The organism is Streptomyces indicus (genome assembly GCF_900100315.1).
In the GTDB taxonomy this organism is placed as follows: domain Bacteria; phylum Actinomycetota; class Actinomycetes; order Streptomycetales; family Streptomycetaceae; genus Streptomyces; species Streptomyces indicus.
In genome coordinates, this window is record NZ_FNFF01000001.1 from 1449697 (window position 1) to 1469250 (window position 19554).

A 19554-nucleotide genomic window follows, 5' to 3' on the forward strand; every position below is an offset into this window, starting at 1 on the left:
GAGGATCACCTCCCGTGCCTGCCACCAGTTCCGACAGCTTTGCCCGTACCACCCGCTCCACCCGCTCGGCCAAGCGCCAGCGCCTCGCCGTCGCCGCCCTCACCCTCCCGCTGCTCGCGCTCAGCGCCTGCGGCTACGGCTCCAAGTCGGAGGACAAGGGCTCGGACGCCTCCCCCGTCGCCCAGGGCAAGGCCATCGACGGACTCGGCGAAGTGAAGATCGGCTACTTCGCCAACGTCACCCACGGCACCGCCCTCGTCGGCCTCGGCCAGGGCGGCCTGATCCAGAAGGAACTGGGCGGCACCAAGGTCAAGTCCCAGGTCTTCAACGCGGGCCCCGCCGAGATCGAGGCCCTCAACTCCGGCGCCATCGACATCGGCTGGATCGGCCCCTCGCCCTCGATCAACGGCTACACCAAGTCCCAGGGCAAGAGCCTGCGCATCATCTCCGGCTCCGCCTCCGGCGGTGTCTCGCTGGTGGTGAACCCCAAGAAGATCAAGTCGCTCGACGACCTCGAGGGCAAGACCATCGCGACCCCGCAGCTCGGCAACACCCAGGACGTGGCGCTGCTCAACTACCTGGCCGAGAAGGGCTACAAGGTCGACGCGACCAGCGGCAAGGGCGACGTCAACATCGCCCGTACGGACAACAAGGTCACGCCGATCGCCTTCAAGAACGGCGACATCGACGGTGCCTGGGTGCCCGAGCCCACCGCGTCCAAGCTGGTGGCCGACGGCGGCAAGGTCCTGCTGGACGAGCGCAAGCTCTGGAAGGACGGCAAGTTCGTGATCACGAACATCATCGTCCGCCAGGAGTTCCTGGAGAAGTACCCGAAGGTCGTCGAGGCCGTCCTGCGCGGCTCGGTGAACACCAACGCCTGGATCAACGAGAACCCGGACGAGGCCAAGCAGGCCATCAACGACGTGCTCAAGGAAGAGACCGGCAAGGCCCTGCCGGCCGAGGTGATCGACCCGGCCTTCGAGAACGTCGACTTCCTCGACGACCCGCTGGCCGCCACCCTGCGCGACGAGGCCCAGCACGCGGTGAAGGCCGGGCTGCTCAAGGACCCGCTGCTCGACGGCATCTACGACCTGCGTCCGCTGAACAAGGTGCTCAGCGCCGCGGGCAAGCCCTCGGTCGACGACGCCGGACTCGGCGCCAAGTAGCGCAGCACCGCGTCACGCAACCCCTTCGCAAGCCCACTCCCAGGAGGTGACGGTCATGGCAGCCACGCTCACCGAGGCCGCGGTGGACAAGTCGACCACGGCGTCCGCCACGGATCCGGCGTACGCCGCGCGGATCTCCCATGTCTCCAAGTCGTTCGGCCGGCCGGGCGCGCAGCAGCTCGTCCTCGACGACATCACGATCGATGTCGCGCCGGGCGAGTTCGTCACCCTCCTGGGAGCCTCGGGCTGCGGCAAGTCCACGCTCCTCAACCTCGTCGCGGGCCTCGACAAGCCGAGCGCCGGCGAGATCGAGGTGCCGGGCGGGCGTCCGGCCCTGATGTTCCAGGAGCACGCCCTGTTCCCGTGGCTGACCGCGGGCAAGAACATCGAACTCGCCCTGAAGATGCGCGGACTCGCCAAGTCCGAGCGGCGCGACGAGGCCGAGCGGCTCCTTGAGATCGTGCGGCTCAAGGGGGCGTACGGCAAGCGCGTGCACGAGCTGTCCGGCGGTATGCGCCAGCGCGTCGCGCTGGCCCGCGCCATCGCGCAGGACAGCCAACTGCTCCTGATGGACGAGCCGTTCGCCGCGCTCGACGCCATCACGCGGGACGTCCTGCACGACGAGCTGACCCGCATCTGGCGCGAGACGAACCTCTCCGTCCTGTTCGTCACGCACAACGTGCGCGAGGCCGTCCGGCTCGCCGAGCGGGTCGTCCTGCTCTCCTCGCGCCCCGGGCGGATCGCCCGTGAGTGGGAGGTCGGGATCCCGCAGCCGCGCCGGATCGAGGACAGCGCGGTCGCCGACCTCTCCATCGAGATCACCGAACAACTGCGGGGGGAGATCCGCCGACATGGCCAGCACTGAGACCACCACGTCCGATACGCCGGACGCACAGCCGGAGACACGGCCGGACGCGCGGGAAGACGCGCGGCCAGACGCGCGGCCAGACGCGCGGGAGGCGCCGAAGGAGAACGGCGCCGACCTCGCCGGTCTCGAAGCGGGCCTGGACGCCCTGGAGACGCAGACCGCGCAGCGCACCGCCTTCGGCCGCAAGCTGCTCTCCAAGGCGCTGCCCCCGATCGTGGCCGTCGCCCTCGTCCTGGTCCTGTGGCAGCTCGCGTACCACTTCAAGGTCAAGGAGCACTACCTGCTCCCGAGCCCCGCGGACGTGGGCCGCACGCTCCAGGAGAAGTGGCTCGAGGGCACGCTGCTCGACTACGTATGGACCTCGCTGTCCCGTGGCGCGCTCGGCTTCCTCATCTCGGTGGCGATCGGCACCCCGCTGGGTCTGATCGTGGCCCGGGTCAAGGTGGTGCGGGCCGCGATCGGACCGATCCTCTCCGGACTCCAGTCGCTGCCCTCCGTGGCCTGGGTGCCGGCCGCGATCATCTGGTTCGGTCTGAGCGACGCCACGATCTACGCGGTCGTGCTGCTCGGCGCCGTGCCGTCGATCGCCAACGGCCTGGTGGCCGGTGTGGACCAGGTGCCGCCGCTGTATCTGCGGGCCGGCCGCGTGATCGGCGCGACGGGACTCAACGGCGTACGCCATGTCCTGCTGCCCGCCGCGCTGCCCGGCTACATCGCGGGCCTCAAGCAGGGCTGGGCCTTCTCGTGGCGCTCCCTGATGGCGGCCGAGCTGATCGTGAACGCCGCCGACCTGGGCGTCGGTCTCGGCCAACTGCTCGAACAGGGCCGTGAACTGCAGGACATGTCCTGGGTGCTGAGCGCGATCCTGCTGATCCTGATCGTCGGCATCGGCATCGAGCTGCTGATCTTCGCGCCCATCGAACGCCGTGTCCTGCGCAGCCGCGGCCTGCTCGCGAGGGGCTGACCTCCATGCGCACCACGACCTCCCCGCACCCCACGCTCCTCGTCGTCGCCCACGGCAGCCGCGACCCGCGCCATGCCGCGACCGTGCACGCCCTGGTGAACCGGGTGCGGGCGCTGCGCCCCGGCCTGCGCGTGGAGACGGGCTTCCTGGACTTCAACGCCCCTTCCGTTCCCCGGGTGTTGGAGCGTCTGGACGCCGACGGGGTACGGGACGTCGTGGCGCTGCCGCTGCTCCTGACCCGCGCCTTCCACGCGAAGGCCGACATTCCGGCCGTGCTCCAGGAGGCCGCGGTGCGCCTTCCACGGCTGCGGATCCGGCAGGCCGAGGTGCTCGGCCCGTCGCCGCTGCTGCTCGGCGCGCTGGAGCGGCGGCTGTACGAAGCCGGGGTGCGCCCCGGTGAACGTGGCTCGACCGGGGTCGTACTGGCCTCGGCGGGCTCTTCGGACCCGGAGGCGATCGCGGTGATCGCAGAAATCGCGCGGGAGTGGCGGCGCACCGGTTGGTGTGCCGTGCGGCCCGCGTTCGCCTCCGCATCTCTTCCCCGCACGGAGGACGCCGTGCGGGAGCTGCGCGCCCAGGGCGTACGGCGCGTCGCGGTCGCGCCGTACGTCCTCGCGCCCGGCTTCCTGCCGGACCGGATCGCGAACGGGGCGCGCGAGGCCGGCGCCGACGTCCTCGCCGAGGTGCTCGGACCCGCACCGGAGGTGGCGCGGCTCCTTGCCGACCGCTACGACGAGTGCCGTGCGGCCGCCTCGCTCGAACCCGCGCTCACGGCGTGAGGAAAGTCCTCAGGTTGTGTCCGGAATGCAGTTGCCGGGACGCGGCGGTTTGCCTAGCGTCGGCCAGGTGACTCCCGAACTGCGTACGGAACGCCTGGTTCTGTCCCCGTATGTCCCCACGGATGAAGCGGATTTCGTGGCGCTCTTCCAGGACAGCGCGTCCGGCCAGTGGTTCTGGGAGGGTCCCGAACGCCGGCCCGTCGCCGAGGACCACGCCTTGTTCGGCCGGATCTTCAGCCTGATCTACGCCGAGGACCGCTTCCCGGTCTGGGCGGTGCGCCACGAGGGCCGCTACATCGGCCACGCCGAGATCAAGCCCTCCCCCGAGCCCTGGCTCAAGGGTCACGAGATCGTCTACGGGCTCACCGCGCGCAGCTGGGGCCACGGCTTCGGCACCGAACTGGCCGCCGCCCTCACGGCGTACGGACACGAGGAGCTGGGCCTGACGGAGGTGCACGCGACCGTGAACGCGGAGAACGCGCGCTCGCTCAAGGTCCTCAAGAAGATCGGTTTCGTGCACACCAAGGACGTCCGCGAGGACGACGGCAGCACGACCCAGCTGCTCACCCACCGGCGGGGCTCCGATACCGTCGGAGAATGATCGATCATTTCCTGCTCGGCGGTGAACTGCCCGTCCGCCGCCTCGGTTACGGCACCGCCCAGCTCACCGGCCCCGGCTACTGGGGGCCGCGCGGCCCGGCGGCGGACATGACCGCGGTGCTGCGGCGGGCGGTCGAGCGGGGCGTCACGCTGATCGACACCGCCGAGAACTACGGACCGTGGATCGCCGAGGAACTCGTCGCCGAAGCCCTGCACCCGTACCCCTCCGACCTGGTGATCGCCACCAAGGGCGGTGTGGTGCGCACCGGTCCGGACACCCGGCGCATCGACGGCCGGCCCGCGACCGTGCGCGCGATGTGCGAGGCGAGCCTGCGCCGGCTGCGCACCGACCGCATCGACCTCTACCAGCTGCACCGCCTCGACCCCGAGGTGCCGCTCGCGGACCAGCTGGGCACGCTGGCCGAGCTGCGGGCCGAGGGCAAGATCCGGTACGCGGGTCTGGACACGGTCACCGCGGAGGACCTGACGCGCGCGCTCGCCCTCGACCTGGTCCCGATCGCCTCGGTCCAGAACCGCTACAACCTGCTCGACCGCGCCTCGGACGAGCTCCTGAAGCTGTGCGAGCGGCACGGGATCGCGTTCCTGCCCTGGTTCCCTTTGGGCAACGGGGTGTTGACCGAGGATCCGGTGTGCGCGCGGATCGCGCGGGCGCACGACGCGACGCCCGGCCAGATCGCCCTGGCCTGGCTGCTCCACCACTCCCCCGCCCTGTGCCCGACGCCGGGCACGGGGACGCTCGCGCATCTGGAGGAGAACCTGGACGCGGGAGCGGTACGGCTGGGCGCGCAGGAGATGGCGGAGCTGGACGGGCTCAGCTCTGCGGGGTGAACAGCGTCGCCTGGTGGAACCAGAGCCGCCAGCCCTCGGGGGTGAGCCGCCACAGGGAGCTGCGGTGGGCGTGCCGTCCCCCGTTCTCGGTGTCGAACGTGAGCTGGACCAGGTCGTCGGCGAGCTGAACCCCGCGCATGCGCGAGGCGACGAACTGCGTGCCCCCGTCGAAGTCCGACGTGGCGATGGCCTCCAGCATCGACGTGCGGTCCCAGAAGGCCCCGGACGCCCCGAACTCCGTGAACTCCTCGTGCAGCAGCGCCCCGACCCGCTCCGGGTCCCGGCGCACCTCGGGGTCGAGCAGCAGCAGCTCGCCCTCGATGGCGGCGGTGACGGCGGCGGACTGCTCAGCCATGGGTCAGCTCCACAAGCTTGGTGACGGTGTTCCAGTTGCGCGTGGTGGCGATCATGCCCTTGGTCATCCGCGGGCGCGACAGGATTTCCGCCAGCTTGGAGCGGCCGAGCCCGTCGGGTGCGTAGAGGTAGACGCAGCGGTCGCCGAACCGGAACTCCTCGGGCAGGAAGGAGGGTTGGTCGATCTCCTCGTAGCGCCCGGGGTCCGGCTGCTGCGAGAGGTAGGTGACGTGCAGCTGCTTGGGCTCCAGGTCCGCGGCCGGGAACGGGCAGGCCTCGGCGACGGCCTGGAGATACGCATGGTCGCGGACCAGGCAGTCCACCGGGAAGCCGAACTGCTTCTCGATGGCCGCCGACAGCTCGGCGGCGAGGCTCTCCTCGTCGCCCTCGGCCGTCGTGAAGAACGCGTTGCCGCTCTGCAGATGCGTGGCCACGCCGCCGTATCCCAGGCCGGTGAGCAGCGTGCGCAGCTCGGCCATGGGGACCTTGGCGCGGCCGCCGACGTTGATACCGCGCAGCAGTGCCGCGTAAGTCTTCGTCATGTCCGAACGATAAAGGCAGGCACCGACAACCGCGGACGGCCGCCGGGATTCCGACGGCCGTCCGGGGGTGGCCGGAGAGGCCCGGGCCGGGGGCTGGGCCGGAGGCGGTATCAGCCCCGCAGTTCGGCCTCCACCAGGTCGGCCGCGCGCTTGGTGCCGCCTTCGGCCGCGGTCTGCGCCTGGAGCTCCGCGAGCCTGCGGGCGACCTCCGGGTCCGCGGCCAGGGCGAGCACGGCCTCGCGCAGCACCTCGGCCGTGGCCTCCTCGGCCGGGACGTGCCGGGCGACGCCGAGGGCCTGGAGCATGTCGGCGTTGCCGAACTGGTCCACGGCCTGCGGCACCGCGACCATCGGGGTCGCGGTGGCCAGACCCTCCTGACTGCCGCCCGCGCCGGCGTGGGTGAGGAACGCGTCCGCCTGGCGCAGGATCGCCAGCTGGGGCACCCAGGAGTGCACCTCGAAGTTGGCCGGGATCGCGCCGAGTTCGGCAGCATCGACGTGCTTGCCGATCTGCAGCACCACATGCCAGCCGGCCAGATCGCCGAAGGCCTTGATGCACTCCCGGTAGAAGCCGGGCTGCTTGGTGAAGGTGGAGCCGAGCGAGACGAGCAGCACCTTGTCGGCGTCCGCCGGCCGCTGCCACTCCCCCTCGGTGCGCTCGCCCTGGCAGGCGCCGACGAAGGTGTAGACGGACTCGTCGACCCGGTCGGCGTTCGGCTGGAGCGCCTTGGGGATCACGACGATGCAGCGGTCGGGGCGGCCCATGAAGTTCTCGACCGAGAGGTCCATGCCGTTCTCGGCGATCCACCCCGCGAAGGTGCCGAAGAACTTCTTCCCGCGCTCGGTCTCCTTGAGCGGGTCGAACAGCGGCTTGCCCACCTCCTCCTCGTACCCCTTCCAGGCCACGAGGTTCGGCGAGAACTGCACGATCGGCACGCCCCAGCGGTGGGCGAGGACGCGGGCCGGATACGCGGTGATGTCGTAGAGGACGAGATCCGGCTCGTCGCCCTCGTAGAGCTTCTCGAGCTGCGGGAGCGCCTGGAGCGCGTCGGTCAGGAACGGCTCGATGTTGTCGATGAGTTCGGTGCCCCAGGCGTCCGGGTCCTCGTCGGTGGGCAGGGTCGAGGTCCACACCTTCGGCTCGGCTCCGACGGCGGCCACCTTGTCGGCGAAGGACTCCGGAATCGCGTAGGTGACGCGGTGGCCGCGGGCGACGAGTTCGCGGATGACTTCCAGGCTGGGGTTCACATGCCCGGAAGCGGCGATGGAGAACATGGCGATATGCGCGGGCTTGTGAGGTGTCATGCGTTCACCCTAGACGAGACGAGACGTCTCGTGCAAGACGGATCGTCTCGTGAGCCGGATCCGCGGCCCCGAGGCCGGATCGCGGTCCCGAGGCCGGGTCCGCGTCCCCGAGGCCGGGTCCGCTGCTGCAGGACCGGGCGCCGAGGCATGGGACCCGCCCTGCCGGGCACACGGGTGGCCGTAGGCGACGTACCGAACAAGTCATGCCAAAGGAGGCATCTCCGTGAGCTCCTCACTGATCGAAGCCGTCGACGTCAAGGCCCCGGTCTCGGTGAGCTGGACGCTGTGGAACGACGTCGAGCGCTGGCCGTCCTTCCTGAGCCATGTGAAGCATGTGAAGCGCATCGACGGGCAGCGGTTCGCCTGGCAGCTCGCCCTGCCCGGCGCCGACAAGGAGTTCGTGGCCGAGCTGGCCGAGGTGATCCCCGAGGAGCGCATCGCGTGGCACACCACGCAAGGCGTGGAGCACGCGGGCGTGGTCACGTTCCACCGGCTCAGCGACACGACGAGTCGCGTCACGCTGCAGATCGAGTACGACCCGAAGGGGTTCGTGGAGCACGTGGGGGCGCTCACGAACCTCGACTCCACGCTGGCCAACTACGACCTGGGCCAGTTCAAGAACATGGCCGAGCGCGAGGCGGCGAAGGGGCACGGGCAGGCGTGACCGACGGGTCGCCCCCGGCCGGCCCTCACTCCCCCGCCGGGCCTCACTCCGCGGCCGGGCCCGACGTCGACGGCGGATTCCACTCCAGGAGCAGGATCGTGGCGTCGTCGCGGAGTTTGTTCTCGCTCGCGTCGAGGACCGAGTGGATCAGCCGGCGCAGGGTCTCCGGGGCCGGCTCCCCGGTGGAGGCCGCGTGGATCACGGCCTGCGCGAAGCGGTCGGCGCCGAACTCCTCGCCGTCGGCGAGCCGCGCCTCCGTGATGCCGTCGGTGTGCAGCAGGACGCGGTCGCCGGGCTCCAGGGCGATCTGGTGGACCTGCCGGGGCGCCTCGGTGAGCAGCGCGGGCAGGCCCATCGGGACGTCCGGCTCGCGCTCCATGGCCTCGGACACCAGGCGCGGGCCGCGGACGAGCAGCGGCGGCGGGTGACCGCAGTTGATCCAGCGCAGCGCGCCGGTGGCCAGGTCCAGCTGGATCAGCACGGCGGTGCAGAACTGGTCGGGCAGCCAGGCGCCCAGCGCCTCGTCCACCGCGGAGGTCAGCTCGGACAGGTCCGAGCCGGTGCGGCGGGCGTTGCGGCAGGCGGCGAGCGCCACCGCGGCGGTCAGCCCCGACGACAGGTCGTGGCCCATGGCGTCCACGACGGCGGCGTGCAGCGTGGTCGTGGTCAGCGCGTGGTCGTACGCGTCGCCGCCGATCTCGTAGGCGGGCTCCATCACCGCGGTGGAGACGATCCGCGGCGTGCCGATGGTGCGCGGCGGCAGCAGGGCCCGCAGCATCTCCGCGGGCAGTCCCATGGTCTCGGTGCGGGTGCGCTGCACCACGGAGTCCTTGAACGCGCGCTTCGAGGTGATCAGCGGCGCGAGCAGCGAGGCCAGGGCCCGGCTGCGCAGCAGGAACGAGGGGTCCACGGCCGGGGTCGGCACGGCGAGGACGCCGAGCCGCTCGGCCCCGTCGATGAGCGGCAGCCAGACGGTGATGTCCCGGGCACCCTCCTCGACGTGCAGGCTCTGCTTCCGGTACGCCCAGCCGCCGGCGGAGTCGTCGACCGGCAGCGGGTCCGCGGGAGCCGTCAGCGGAATCAGCTGCCGCTGCTGCAGATCCGCGAGATAGACCTGGACCGGCGCGAGATCCAGCGCCTCGGCCGCCAGCGTGACGACGGTGGACAGGTCGAGCTCGGCGATGTGGCCGCCCGCGAGGAACGCGGCCAGTTTGGCGTCGAGGTCTTCCCTGCCCTCACCAGCGGTCACATTCCCTGCCCTCACCAGCCGACACATCGGCGCTCCGGAGTCGGTGCCGCCCCGCGGTCCGGGCAGCTGCCTGCCTCCTGGCAGTGTCACACCGTCCGGCGGTGCGGTCCTGTTCGCGCCGTCGGCGGAGTGACGCCCGCGCCTGCGCGCACCGGGCTCCACGCGGGCCTCCGCGGCGCCGTCACACCCCGTACGCCATACGCCGTACGGGCCTCGTCACACCCCGCAGGCCGTACGCCGTACGAGCCCCGTCACACCCCACGCGCCGTACGCCGCACGCACTCCTCCACCACCTCGCGCAGGCTTCCGCCGCGCTCGTACACCGACCGCTGGAACGCGGCACCGTTCCCGTCCCGCAGCAGGCGGTCGAGCAGAGCGCGGGCCATGTCGAGGTCGCCGGTGTCCTCGAGTGCGGGGCGTACGTGGTCGAAGAGCGCCTCGACCACCGTCGCGGCGGGGGTCGGTTCCATGCGCAGCGGGTGCACCAGGTCCTCCGCGAGGCCCGAGCGTGCCGCCCGCCAGGAGGCGAGGCGGAGCAGGGCCACGGAGTGCGGGACGGGCGCCGTACCGGCCCGCCACTCGCGTGCCGCCGTCTCCACCAGGCCGCGGACCAGGAGCGCGATCAGCAGCGTCCCGGACGGCTCCAGGCAGACGTCCGAGATCCGCACCTCGACGGTCGGATAGGTGTCCGACAGGCGGGCGTCGAAGTAGACCATGCCCTTGTCGAGCAGGGCACCGGTGGCGACCATGGCGCGGGTCTGCTCGTGGTACGCGGCCGCGTCGTCGAAGAGCTCCACCGGCCCCGCCGAGGGCCAGCGCCCCCACACCCGGTTGCGGTAGCTGTGGTAGTCGGTGTCCTTGCCCTGCCAGAACGGGGAGTTGGCGCTCAGCGCGAGCAGCACCGCCAGCCAGGGCCGGATCCGGTTGAGGACGGCCACGCCCTCCTCGTCCGAGTCCACACAGACATGCACATGGCAGCCGCAGGTGAGCTGCTCCTGGGTGGTCAGGCCGAACTGCTCCTCCAGCCACTGGTAGCGCGGCCCGTTCCCGAGCGTGGGGTTCACCGGGAGCGGGGACGTGGCCAGTGCGGCGATCGCGCCGCCGAGGGTCTTGGCGTGCTGCGCCGCCGCCTCGCGCCACCGCAGGATCTCCTGGGCGAGCGCGGACATCTCCTCCTGCGGGCTGGTGGCGAACTCCAGCTGCTGGCGGTGGAGCTCCGGCTCGAAGGCGTCGTCGCGGGGCCGGTCGTGCGCGGCCATGGCGAGGACGGCCTGGGACAGCGCCTTGGGTTCCCCGCTCTCGCCATCGACGAGAAGCAGCTCCTCTTCCACCCCGACTGTGCGCATACCTACCATCCTCGTCCCGTCCGGCCGTTTGAGCTAACGGGGTACCCGGCAGGGGGACGGTTAGCGCTGATAGCGCCTGAGGACCAGGTTTCCGTCCTTCACCAGCCGTTTCTCCAGCTCCTCGGCGTCGATCGCGCCGCTGTAGTACTCCTGCAGCGCGGGGGTGGCCACCTTGTCCTTCCACTCCGGGTAGCCGCGTACGGACTGGGCCGGGGCGGAGGTCAGGTGCGCGGCGAGCGCCGTGCCGGTGGCCCAGCCGTCCTTCTCGGCGTGCAGCGCGGGGGCCTTCAGTGCCTCGGTGCCGGTGGGCAGCATCCAGTCGCCCTGGGCGAGGCGCACCATGTTCTCCGGCTGGAGCATGAAGTCGATGAACTCCATGGCCTCCTTCTTGTGCTCGGTGTCCTCGGAGATCGACAGGGTCTGCGGCGAGACGCCCTGGGTCAGGCCGTCGGCCCCGGCGGGCGCGGGCAGCACCTGCCACTCGAAGCCGTCCGGTGCCTGCTGGACGATCTGCTGCCGGTACGAGAAGCCGAGCGGCACCATCGCGTACTTGCCGCCGAAGAAGCCGGGCAGGGTGTCGGAGCCGCCCATGCCGAGGGTCGTACCGGAAGCGCTGCCGTCGGTGTTGACCTGGTCGTGGATCGTGCCGGGCACGACCGCGTCGCCCTCCTCGAAGCGGATCTCGACCTTGCCGTCCTGCTGCCGGTGGAACAGCCGTCCGCCGGCGGACAGCGAGAGGTTGAGGGTGGCGGAGACGGGTTCCTTGAGCGGCCAGGCGACGCCGTACTTGCCGTCGCCGCTCAACTCCTTGGTGACCGCCCGGAATTCCTGCCAGGTCCAGGGCTTGTCCGGGGTCGGGATGCGGACGCCCGACTCCTTCAGCCACTTCGCGTTGGCCATGAGGACCCGCGGCTCCTGGAGGAAGGGCACGCCGTAGATCCCGTCCTGGAAGGTGGCCGTCTCCCAGCTGTTGCGCGGGATGTCGGACTTGAGGCGCGCGGGGATCAGGTCGGTGAGGTCCGCGAGGTAGCCGCCGTACGCGAAGTCGGCGAGGTCGTCGGAGGCGTCGTGGATGATGTCCGGCGCCTCGCCGCCCTCGAAGGAGGTGAGCAGCTGGTCGTGGACGCTGTCCCAGCTGCCCTGGATGTACTTGACCTGGACGTCGGGGTGCGCGGCGTTCCACTCCTTCACCAGCTCCTTGTTCACCTCGACCGACTCGGCCTGCCAGGCGAGGGACTGGAACTGGAGGGTGATCTTCCCGTCGCCGTCGGACGAGTCACCCGTGCAGCCGGAGAGCAGCAGGGCGAGCGAAGCGGCGGCCGCGGCAAGGCACTTGAGGCGGCGCATCAGCTCTTCACCGCCCCGGCGAGCATCCCGCCCGTGATCCGCTTCTGGATGATCGAGAAGATCACCAGGGAGGGGATGGTGGCGAGGAAGGCGGCGGCGGCGAGCGGGCCGAGGTCGGCCACGCCCTCCGTGCCGATGAAGCGGTTGAGGATGACCGGCAAGGTCTGCTTCTCCGGGGTCTTGAGCAGGACGAGCGCGAAGAAGAACTCGTTCCACGCGGTGATGAACGCGAACATCGCAGTGGCCACCACTCCGGGCGCGAGCAGCGGGGCGACGACGGAGACGAAGGTGCGCATCCGGCCCGCGCCGTCCACGGCCGCGGCTTCCTCCAGTTCGGCCGGGACGGCCCGTACGTACCCGACGAGCATCCACAGCGCGAAGGGCAGCGACCACACCACGTACACCAGGACCAGGCCCGGCAGGGCGTTGATCAGGTGCAGGTTCTTCAGGATCAGGAACAGCGGGATGATGATGAGCACGAACGGGAACGCCTGGCTCACCACGACCCAGCCCGTGGCCGCCTTCGACAGGCGGCTCTGGTGCCGGGCCATCACGTACGCCATCGGGGTCGCGATCACCACGGCGACCAGGGCCGCACTCAGCGCCACCAGCAGGGAGTTGAGGCCGGCCTGGAGCAGGGGCTGCTCGTCGAAGGCCTGCCGGAAGTTCTGCAGCGTGGGATCCTTCGGGATCCAGGTGGGGTCCAGACTGCCCAGTTCCTTGGCCGGCTTGAAGGCCGTGGAGATCAGCCACAGGAACGGGAAGGCCAGGAAGACCAGATAGGCGAGCAGGGCCACGTACTGCGCGGCGCGCGCGGACTTCCTCGTACGCATCACGACGCGTCGCCTCCCTTCAGCCGGCCCACCAGGTAGAAGGCGAGGATCACCGAGATCACGGCGACCATCACGCAGCCCATCGCGGCCGCGTACCCGAACTGGCCGTAGCGGAAGGCCTCTTCGTAGGCGAAGAGCATCGGCAGGCGGGTGCGGCCGCCGGGGCCGCCCTGGGTGAGCACGTAGACCAGGGCGAACGAGTTGAAGTTCCAGATGAAGTTGAGCGCCGAGATGGCAAGCGCGACCGGCTTGATCGCGGGCCAGGTGACCGTGCGGAAGCGGCGCCAGGCGCCCGCGCCGTCCATCGCGGCCGCTTCGTGGAGCTCCTTCGGGGTGTTCTGGAGTCCGGCGAGCAGCGCGACCGTGGTCTGCGGCATGCCCGCCCAGATGCCGACGACGATCACCGCGAAGAGCGCGGTGGCCGTGCCCGTGAGCCAGTCACGGCCTTCGCCCAGGCCCAGGTTGGAGAGCGTCTCGTTGAGCACACCCGCGTCGGGGTGGTAGACGAGCCGCCACATGATGCCGACCACGACCTCGGGCATCGCCCAGGGGATGATCGCGAGCGCGCGGGCCAGCCAGCGGAAGCGCAGGTTCTGGTTGAGCAGCAGGGCGAGGCCGAGCGCCAGGAAGAACTGCGGCACCGTGACACCGACCGCCCAGAGCAGCCCGATGCGGAACGAGTCCCAGAACAGGGTGTCGTGCAGCAGGTCCTGGAAGTTCAACAGGCCGATCCACTGCGTGGGTTCGGTGCGGCCCGACTGGGCGTCCGTGAAGGACAGCGCGATGCCGTAGAGCAGCGGCCCGACGCTCAGGACCAGAATCGGAATCAGCGCCGGCAGCACCAGGAACCAGGCTCCGTGGTCGACCGGTTTGCGCGGCGGCCCGCTCTTCGCTGACCGCCTCGACTTCGTCGCGGTCGCCAATGTCACGGAATCGGCTCCTTCGGGCGGGTACGTGGGGGTACGGCCGCCCTGGCGGCCCACGTCATCGTGCTGACGTGGACCTGATACGTCAAGCGGCCTCGCAGGAGTTGCGGCCTGTGCGAATGCAAGACTGATCCACGACCGCGGGCGCCGGACAGCAAACGGAGCGGCGCCGCGGCGGCAAGGTCACGAAGGTACGGAGGCGGCGGATGGACGAGGCAAGGGCGCGCGAGGTGCTCGACGGTGCGGGGCTCACCGGGGACGCGCGGCTGCTCGCGCTGGGTGAGAACGCGGTGTTCGCACTCGGCGATCTCGTCGTCAAGGTGGGGCGCCCCGCGCCCGGCCTGGTCGAGCGTGCCGCGCGTGAAGTGGGCATCGCGCGCTGGCTGGAGGCGGCCGGTGTGCCGGCGGTCCGCGCAGCCGAGTCCGAGCCGCGGGTGGTGGACGGGCACCCCGTCACCGTGTGGCACCGGCTCGGCGAGGCGGTGCGGCCGGCGGAGGCCGCGGATCTCGCCGGCCTGATCCGGCAGGTGCATGAGCTGGACCCCCCTGCTGCGGATTCCTTCGTGCTGCCGCCGCGCGAACTGCTCGGCGGGGTCGAGCGGTGGCTGACGTTGGCCGGGGACGCGATCGAGCCGGCCGACGCGGACTATCTGCGCGAGCGGCGCGACGCGTTCGCCGACGTCGTCCGCACCCTCACCCCGCACCTGCCGAAGGGACCGGTCCACGGGGACGCGCTGCCGCGCAACGTGCTCGTGACGGCGGACGGCCCGGTGCTCGTGGACCTGGAGACCTTCTCCTCTGACTTCCGCGAGCACGACCTCGTGGTGATGGCCCTTTCCAAGGACCGGTACGGGCTCGACCCCGCCGCGTATGACTCCTTTGTCCGGGTCTACGGGTGGGATGTGCGCGAGTGGGACGGGTGCGCGGTGCTCCGGGGCGCGCGCGAGACGGCGAGCTGCGCGTGGGTGGCGCAGCACGCGCCGACCAACCCGAAGGCACTGGCCGAGTTCGAACGGCGGGTGGCCTCGCTGCGGGACGGGGACGCTTCGGTGCGGTGGTATCCGTTCTGACGGTGCCGCATCCGGCGAGGGCGGCTCAGCTCACCCGGTGGGTGAGCTCCCGCATCGGCCAGTCCGTCTCCACCACGGCCGCGGTGTCGCCCTTGGCGCGCAGGAACTCCTGGAAGTCCGCCGCCCACTCCGCGTACCACGCGATCTGCTGCCGGTGCAGCGTCGCGGGGCCGAGGGTGGCGATCTTCGGGTAGCGGTCCGCTATCGCGCACGCGAGGCGGGCCGCTCCCAGGGCGTCGGCCGTCGCATTGTGGGCGTCGCCGAGCACGACGCCGTACTCCGTACAGACCGCCTCAAGGTTGCGCTTGCCTTTGCGGTAGCGATCCGCGGTGCGGTCGATGATGTACGGGTCGATGACGGGGGCGGGGTCGCGGCCCCCCAGCCGGTCCCGAAGGGAGGGCAGTCCGTGGCGCTGCAACTCGGCGGAGAGCAGGGTCAGATCGAAGGTCGCGTTGTACGCCACGACCGGGACGCCCGCGTCCCAGTACCCCGTCAGGGCGCGGGCCAGCTCGTCGGCCACGCGGTCGGCGGGGCGCCCCTCGGACGCCGCCCGCTCGTTGCTGATGCCGTGCACCGCGACCGCCTCCGCGGGGATCGGCACGCCGGGGTCGGCGAGCCACTCCCTGCGGCCTATCGGCTTGCCGCCCCTGACCTCGATCAGCGCGCCGGTCACGATGCGTGCCTCGCGCGGATCCGTGCCCGTGGTCTCGAGGTCGAAGCCGATCAGCAGCTCCTGGTGCCAGCCCATGCGTGGCGCCTCCTTCGTTCGGTTCCCCCGTGTGCTCCACACGATCGCATGAGGCACTGACAACGAGGTCTCACGGGATGGTCCACGGCGGGCCCGGCTCAGGACACCGGCCGGGAATCCGACCAGACCGACTCGAACTCCTCGCGGTACGTCTCGAACAGTCCGTGCTCGTCGTCTCGCTCCTCGGCCTTCACCACGCGTGAGCCGCTGCGCAGGACCAGGACCGGGGCCTCCATGCCGCGCATGCGGCGCAGGTACGACTGGACCACCGCGATGCCGTCGGGGCCGTCGCCGTCCACCAGGTAGGCGGTGAAGCGGGGGGTCTCGTCGAACACGTGGATCTCGAAGGCGCCGGGGTCGCGCAGCCGCGAGCGGACCCGTCGCATATGCAAAATGTTCATCTCGACCGCGCGGCTCAACTCACCCCGCTTGAGCCCCAGTTCCCGCTCGCGCCGCTTCACGGCACTGCTCGCCGGGTTGAGGAACAGCAGCCGCACCCGGCCGCCGGACTCCGCGAGACGCATCAGCCGGCGCCCGGAGAAGTTCTGCACGAGCAGGTTCAGGCCTATCCCGATCGCGTCCAGGCGACGCGCACCTCCGAAGAGGTCCTCGGCCGGGAACTGGCGAAGGAGCCGGACCCGGTCCGGGTGGACGCCGACCACGTCCGCGTACCGGTCGCCGACGATGTCCTCCACCGCGTCCACGGGAAGGCGCCGCGCCGAGGGCACCTCCGCGTCGCCGCCGAGTATCTCCAGGAGCCGCGACGAGGCGCGCTCGGCCTGGGCGAGCACCGACTCGGAAAGGGCCCGGTTGCGGGAGACCACATTGCGGGTGACCTCCAGCTCGTCGAGGGCGAGCTCCACGTCGCGGCGGTCGTCGAAGTACGGCTCGAAGCACGGCCAGTGCTGCACCATCAGCTCGCGCAGCTGCGGCAGCGTGAGGAAACTCAGCACATTGTCGTCGGCCGGGTCCAGCAGATAGCCCTTGCGGCGGCTCACTTCCCGGACCGCCACGGCCCGCTGCACCCACTCCTGCCCGGCGGGCCCCGCGGCGGCCACCACCCAGTCCTCGCCGTGCACCGGCTCGTAGACGGGGCGCAGGACGGCCGCGACCACGGCGCGCAGGCGCTGCTCCACCAGGTTCAGCCAGATGTAGGCGCGGCCGGCGCGCTGCGCGCGGGTGCGCACCTCGCGCCACGCCTCGGCGCCCCAGGCCAGCTCCGGTCCTATCTGGGATCCCGTGTCCACCGGGCGCGCCAGGGACACCGCTGAGGGCGGGGTGTCCGTGGAACCGCCCCCGTCGCGACCCGAGTCGCCTGGGGGCAGCTCAAGACCTCCCGAGCTCACCCGTGCACCGCCTTCCGCTCCCCCTGGGACCCGTCGCGTTGACGATACGGGGCCCGGGCCGGACTCCGGCCCGGGCCCCGTTCAACGATCAAGGAAGGGTACTCCGGGAGCGGTGGGCGGTGCAGCAGGATGGACAGGCTGCTTTCTCAACTCCCTTGCCGCGGCTGCCCGTTCTGGTCCGCCATGTCCGCGGGAGTGAGCGGATTCATAGCGGTCACATCGCGCGGGGCCAGCGAGAAGCCCTGCCAGTGCACCGGCATCGGCTGCTGGTCCTCGTCACGGGCCACGTGGTGGAAGCCCATGTTGACCCATACGATCGGGTGGGTGAGGGTCTGCCCGTTGACCCACTTGTCCACGCTCTTGCCGCCGCCCGCCCCGCAGTTCGGGATGTTGTTGCTGGCGAACTGTTCGCACTTCTTGTAGTTCGTGAAGTACAGGTCGTTCTTGGTGAAGGGGCGGCCGGAGTACTTGGCCTGCGGTCCCGGCACGATCTCGTACGAACGGGCGTGGCCGTCCTTGTTCTTGCCGGCCGTGCTCACCACCCGCCACCAGCGCATCGTCTGGGCGTTCGCGGCCAGTTCCTTGGTGACGCTGGTGCGCGTGGTCTTGTTGGTCGGCGCGGAGCCACCGCGTGCGGGCGGGCTGATCTTCGAGTCGTACTGCTCGATCTTCGCCTTGGGCGAGCCGTCGAGGCCGAAGTTGAGCCGCCAGAACACGTTGTGGCTGTGGCTGGTCGCGTAGTCCCTGGCGCCCTTGCCGATGGGCCAGCCGCGGCCGTCGCCCGCGTCGTAGTCGCCGGGTGAGAGCGAGCCGGTCGCGCCGACGTTGGCCTGGATGGTGCCGTCGTCCTGGAAGCGCCACTCGGTGATGTACTCGTACCAGCCGACCTGGTTGACGGCGTACACGAGCAGGTCCTTGCCCTGCGCCTGGTGGATCTTGACGCCGCCGTTCTCCTGGTACTCGCTCATGCGGTACGCGTGGCCGCGGGCCTTGGTGGTGACGCACAGGCCCTTCACGTTGGCCATGTCCGGGTTCCAGGCCTCGGGGACCTTCACGGTCTTGATGGTGCCGCCGGGGCACTCCGCCGCGTTCATGGGCATCAGGCCCTGGCCGAAGCCGGCTCCCGTCAGGTCGTCGTACTCCACCGACCCGTCGTCGTACGGGACGTGGATCTGTGCGAGCTTCGCGGTCGTGAGCACCGGGATGGGCGCCGCCTCGCCCTTGGGCTGGTAGGAGATCTTGTCGAGCACCAGGCCCGCGGCGGTCTCGTAGTGCCAGCACATGCGCCAGGTGGTGCCGCCGGACAGGGTCTGCTCGATCTTGTACGCGGCGCTGCAGTCGGCCGCGGCCGCGGGTGCGGCGGGGGTGGTCCCGGGTGCCGCGGCGCTCGCGGGACCGGCCGCCAGGGCCGTGCCGCCGAGGACGACGGCGGCGCTCAGGGCGGCGGCGGTCTGCCGGCGCACGCGGCGTGCTCTGTTCACGTGCATGCTGAAGTGCTCCCTCGTGCAGGAAGAGAAGGCAGGAAGAGAAGGCAGGTAGTGAGGTGGCGCGGATGGGGCCTGTCGGGTCAGGGCAGGCGGACCGGCCGGCCAGGACAGGCGGACCTGCCGGGTCAGGGCAGGCGGCCCACCGTGCGCGCGCTCAGGTCGACGATCAGGTCGCGGGCGTCGATCCAGGGCCCGTTGACCACCTTCGGGAAGAGCCGGACGCAGCGGTGCTTGCCGCAGTCCGCGAGCTTGCCGGGCGCGGGGGCGTCGGCGGCGGAGCGGAAGATCATGCTGTGCACTTGCAGTTGGTCGGGCCCCGCCAGCTTCTTGCCGGTCGCGTCCTTGTAGTCCTTCTTCAGGTCGTCGGCGAGCGGGCTCTTCAGGAGCAGCTCGGTGGCCTCGCGGTTCTCCTCGCGGCTCGCGGGCGCCTGCACGCCCTTCTGGGTGTCGGTGGCGACGACCTCGCCGGCCGCCAGGTCGACGGTCTTCGTGATGAGCGAGTCCGTCTTGTAGTCGTAGTACGTGAGCTCCGCGCGGCGCGGTGCGGTCGCCGCGGCCTGCTCCTGCGGGCTCAACTCGCCGAGGTTGGTGGCGAGATGCTGCACCCCGCGGTCGCCCTCCACGTCACGGCCCCCGGTCAGCTGGGCCGCACCGGAGGCGATCTCCTCGGCGCGCTGCAGTTCGTCGTCGGTGAGCGGGTCGCGGCCCACTCCCTTGTCGCCCTCTTCGGGCGCGGCCTCGATGCGGGCGGGCGGAAGGGCGGGAACTTCCTTCTGCTGCCCGGCCGTTGTCGATCTGCCCGCCCCCGCCTCCGCGGTCCCCGGCAGCGTGATGCCGACCATCACCGCGGTCCCCGTGACCGCGACGGCCGCACCGGCCACCACCTTGCCCAGGTGGCGGTGCATCAGTGTGCGCACTGTTCCCCCTCTGTGCTCAACTGCCCGCCCCCGTCTGCCCGGTCCTCACTGCGGTGACAGGACCTTTGCGGGTGCAGACATTCCGAGTATGTGTGGTCGGCCTGTAGGACGGAGGGAATCGAGGGGTGGTTGCCTCACTATGGGGGAACTCTTGTCGAAGTCGCCCGAGGCCTCACGGCCGGAAGTGGAAGAGTT

Annotated in this window: 20 protein-coding genes; 8 read left to right on the top strand and 12 right to left on the bottom strand. The window is 70.9% G+C overall.

What is annotated here, in order from left to right; genetic code table 11:
* Positions 1-14: 14 nt before the first annotated feature.
* The 6 genes from BLT97_RS06390 to BLT97_RS06415 all read left to right on the top strand — a co-directional run bounded on the left by BLT97_RS06390 (position 15) and on the right by BLT97_RS06415 (position 5226).
* Positions 15-1166 carry an aliphatic sulfonate ABC transporter substrate-binding protein gene (locus BLT97_RS06390; RefSeq protein WP_093607621.1) on the top strand — a complete coding sequence of 384 codons (1152 nt, stop codon included), beginning with the start codon at positions 15-17 and terminating at the stop codon, positions 1164-1166.
* A 55-nt stretch (positions 1167-1221) separates the two neighbouring features.
* Positions 1222-2031, top strand: a complete 810-nt coding sequence (locus BLT97_RS06395) for an ABC transporter ATP-binding protein (protein WP_093607622.1) — start codon at positions 1222-1224, stop codon at positions 2029-2031.
* On the top strand, positions 2018-2998 hold the full coding sequence (locus BLT97_RS06400; protein ID WP_093607623.1) for an ABC transporter permease subunit: 981 nt from the start codon (positions 2018-2020) through the stop codon (positions 2996-2998). Before BLT97_RS06395 ends, BLT97_RS06400 begins: the two co-directional genes overlap by 14 nt.
* Before the next feature lie 5 nt (positions 2999-3003).
* Positions 3004-3777 carry a sirohydrochlorin chelatase gene (locus BLT97_RS06405; protein WP_093607624.1) on the top strand — a complete coding sequence of 258 codons (774 nt, stop codon included), beginning with the start codon at positions 3004-3006 and terminating at the stop codon, positions 3775-3777.
* 67 nt (positions 3778-3844) lie between these two features.
* Complete coding sequence (locus tag BLT97_RS06410) at positions 3845-4378, top strand: GNAT family N-acetyltransferase (RefSeq protein WP_425442649.1); 534 nt, start codon at positions 3845-3847, stop codon at positions 4376-4378.
* On the top strand, positions 4375-5226 hold the full coding sequence (locus BLT97_RS06415; RefSeq protein WP_093607626.1) for an aldo/keto reductase: 852 nt from the start codon (positions 4375-4377) through the stop codon (positions 5224-5226). Before BLT97_RS06410 ends, BLT97_RS06415 begins: the two co-directional genes overlap by 4 nt.
* Here BLT97_RS06415 and BLT97_RS06420 read toward each other — a convergent pair.
* The 3 genes from BLT97_RS06420 to mgt form a co-directional block, all read right to left on the bottom strand.
* Complete coding sequence (locus BLT97_RS06420; RefSeq protein WP_093607627.1) at positions 5210-5581, bottom strand: nuclear transport factor 2 family protein; 372 nt, start codon at positions 5579-5581, stop codon at positions 5210-5212. The two genes, BLT97_RS06415 and BLT97_RS06420, sit on opposite strands and share 17 nt — an antisense overlap.
* Positions 5574-6122 (bottom strand): DUF1697 domain-containing protein, encoded by a 549-nt coding sequence (locus BLT97_RS06425; RefSeq protein ID WP_093607628.1) that lies wholly within the window; start codon positions 6120-6122, stop codon positions 5574-5576. The genes BLT97_RS06420 and BLT97_RS06425 overlap by 8 nt, the downstream gene beginning before the upstream one ends.
* 110 nt (positions 6123-6232) lie before the next feature.
* The gene (mgt, locus tag BLT97_RS06430) at positions 6233-7426 is read right to left on the bottom strand and encodes a macrolide-inactivating glycosyltransferase (protein ID WP_093607629.1); all 1194 of its coding nucleotides are present in this window, start codon (positions 7424-7426) and stop codon (positions 6233-6235) included.
* Between the two features lie 223 nt (positions 7427-7649).
* Between mgt and BLT97_RS06435 the strand changes: the two genes are divergently transcribed.
* Positions 7650-8090: an SRPBCC family protein gene (locus tag BLT97_RS06435; RefSeq protein ID WP_093607630.1), complete on the top strand. Its 441-nt coding sequence runs from the start codon at positions 7650-7652 to the stop codon at positions 8088-8090.
* Between the two features lie 43 nt (positions 8091-8133).
* On the opposite strand, the gene BLT97_RS06440 is transcribed toward BLT97_RS06435, so the two are convergent.
* The 5 genes from BLT97_RS06440 to BLT97_RS06460 form a co-directional block, all read right to left on the bottom strand.
* Entirely contained in the window at positions 8134-9339 is a 1206-nt protein-coding gene (locus BLT97_RS06440; RefSeq protein WP_245769156.1) for a PP2C family protein-serine/threonine phosphatase, read from the bottom strand.
* A 251-nt stretch (positions 9340-9590) separates the two neighbouring features.
* Positions 9591-10685, bottom strand: a complete 1095-nt coding sequence (locus BLT97_RS06445; protein ID WP_093607632.1) for a glutamate--cysteine ligase 2 — start codon at positions 10683-10685, stop codon at positions 9591-9593.
* A 60-nt stretch (positions 10686-10745) separates the two neighbouring features.
* Positions 10746-12032 (bottom strand): ABC transporter substrate-binding protein, encoded by a 1287-nt coding sequence (locus BLT97_RS06450; protein ID WP_093607633.1) that lies wholly within the window; start codon positions 12030-12032, stop codon positions 10746-10748.
* Positions 12032-12865, bottom strand: coding sequence for a carbohydrate ABC transporter permease (locus BLT97_RS06455; RefSeq protein ID WP_093607634.1), 834 nt, complete (start codon positions 12863-12865; stop codon positions 12032-12034). Before BLT97_RS06455 ends, BLT97_RS06450 begins: the two co-directional genes overlap by 1 nt.
* Positions 12865-13794, bottom strand: a complete 930-nt coding sequence (locus BLT97_RS06460; RefSeq protein ID WP_093607635.1) for a carbohydrate ABC transporter permease — start codon at positions 13792-13794, stop codon at positions 12865-12867. The genes BLT97_RS06455 and BLT97_RS06460 overlap by 1 nt, the downstream gene beginning before the upstream one ends.
* A 203-nt stretch (positions 13795-13997) precedes the next feature.
* Between BLT97_RS06460 and BLT97_RS06465 the strand changes: the two genes are divergently transcribed.
* Positions 13998-14861 (top strand): phosphotransferase enzyme family protein, encoded by an 864-nt coding sequence (locus BLT97_RS06465; protein WP_093607636.1) that lies wholly within the window; start codon positions 13998-14000, stop codon positions 14859-14861.
* Between the two features lie 25 nt (positions 14862-14886).
* Here the strand turns inward: BLT97_RS06465 and BLT97_RS06470 are convergent, their stop codons facing one another.
* From BLT97_RS06470 to BLT97_RS06485, 4 genes are all read right to left on the bottom strand, one after another.
* Entirely contained in the window at positions 14887-15609 is a 723-nt protein-coding gene (locus BLT97_RS06470) for a 3'-5' exonuclease (protein ID WP_093607637.1), read from the bottom strand.
* A 98-nt stretch (positions 15610-15707) separates the two neighbouring features.
* The gene (locus BLT97_RS06475) at positions 15708-16955 is read right to left on the bottom strand and encodes an SAV2148 family HEPN domain-containing protein (RefSeq protein ID WP_093607638.1); all 1248 of its coding nucleotides are present in this window, start codon (positions 16953-16955) and stop codon (positions 15708-15710) included.
* A gap of 146 nt (positions 16956-17101) precedes the next feature.
* Complete coding sequence (locus tag BLT97_RS06480; RefSeq protein ID WP_093607639.1) at positions 17102-18442, bottom strand: copper amine oxidase; 1341 nt, start codon at positions 18440-18442, stop codon at positions 17102-17104.
* A gap of 125 nt (positions 18443-18567) precedes the next feature.
* A complete protein-coding gene (locus BLT97_RS06485; protein ID WP_245769157.1) occupies positions 18568-19359 on the bottom strand; it encodes a Tat pathway signal sequence domain protein in 792 nt (263 codons plus the stop codon).
* Between the last annotated feature and the right edge of the window lie 195 nt (positions 19360-19554).